Genomic DNA, 1278 nt, shown 5'->3' on the forward strand with positions numbered 1-1278 from the left:
ACAAAAAATATTGACATGGGAAAATTTCACATTTATAGTTTCAACAAATGGGAAATAATCCCATTTAATTTCATCACTAGGAGAAACACCATGAAAAATCGTCATTTAGTTATCGTTGCGGCGTTATTATCTATTAGCACACTAGGTTTTGCGGCTCCAGGCCCGAACGCTCCAGGCTCACAAAATCCGACTGGAAATGGCCCGGCTGCAAAACAGCAAATGCAACAGCAACGTTTAGAACAAAATCGACAGATGCAACAGCAGCGTATTGAGCAAAACCAACAAATGATGCAAGAACGCTCTCAAAACCGTGTACAAGAGCAAGAAGCACAAGGTACACAAACTCAAAACCGCGACCAAACAAATCAAATGGAAGCGGAAGAATAAAAACCTTTAGCCAGCCGAGTTGATGCTCGGCTGGCTAATTTTCTAACCTGACCGGATACACCTCTTATGTTCATTCGCCCAGTCATTGCTTTTTTGCTTTCATCCCTAACATTGTCAGCCTTCGCTGAAACCTACGTTTCTACCGGGCTGTATTATTTAAATGGCCAAACCAATTTAACTGATCAAACACCGGTTCAATCTTGGTCAACCCCAGTTACTTTATCCACCTACCAACAAGACTGGCAATTTAGCCTATCGACCTCTTTGAATCGGGTCACCACCGATGAAAACCAGGCTCAACAAACGTCACAAGGTCTGGGGGATACTTATATTCGAGTCGGCCATACTTGGGCAGATGAAAAATACTTAACCGCGGCTCTGATTTATAAACTCGCGACCGATAATGCAGATGAGGGATTAAGTAGTGGTGCCGATGATATTGGCCTGCAAATTGAACTGCTCCAACCTATAAAACAAGCCAGCTCTTTATTTGGCCACCTGGGTTATAGCTTGAATGGTGAGGTAAGCGACTTTGATACTCAGAACACGGCTTCTGCATCCATTGGCTTTGGACATCAGTTCAACCCTATCTGGTTTGCGGCGGTTTCGAACAGCTATCAACAAAGTTTATATCCTTCGCTTGATGATCAGGTTTCAATCGAAACCATGCTGAGTTCGCAACTGACTCCGCGCGTATCGATGAACTTCTTTTCTAGTTATGATAATACGCAAACCATGAGCGTAGGGCTGTCAATCAGCCGTCGACTTTAAACTTAAGATTTACAACTCGGCACCCATCCAGCACTTTATGATTTTGAATCGTTTTATTACTTGCTTAACTTCCAACGTGTTCGGTATTTATTTGATTTTTCATAGCATTTAGCTAAAAAA

Annotated in this window: 2 protein-coding genes; both read left to right on the top strand. The window is 42.4% G+C overall.

Going from position 1 to position 1278, the window contains the following annotated elements:
• Positions 1–90 precede the first annotated feature (90 nt).
• Positions 91–387 (top strand): hypothetical protein, encoded by a 297-nt coding sequence (locus tag VIM91_RS06420; RefSeq protein ID WP_331863991.1) that lies wholly within the window; start codon positions 91–93, stop codon positions 385–387.
• Between the two features lie 66 nt (positions 388–453).
• Positions 454–1158: a hypothetical protein gene (locus VIM91_RS06425; RefSeq protein ID WP_331863992.1), complete on the top strand. Its 705-nt coding sequence runs from the start codon at positions 454–456 to the stop codon at positions 1156–1158.
• Positions 1159–1278 lie beyond the last annotated feature (120 nt).

Source organism: Thiomicrospira sp., from assembly GCF_036568485.1.
Lineage (GTDB): Bacteria > Pseudomonadota > Gammaproteobacteria > Thiomicrospirales > Thiomicrospiraceae > Thiomicrospira.

Coding starts and splice junctions, on each gene's coding strand:
- VIM91_RS06420 (WP_331863991.1), top strand. CDS start 91: ATGAAAAATCGTCATTTAGTTATCGTTGCGGCGTTATTATCTATTAGC.
- VIM91_RS06425 (WP_331863992.1), top strand. CDS start 454: ATGTTCATTCGCCCAGTCATTGCTTTTTTGCTTTCATCCCTAACATTG.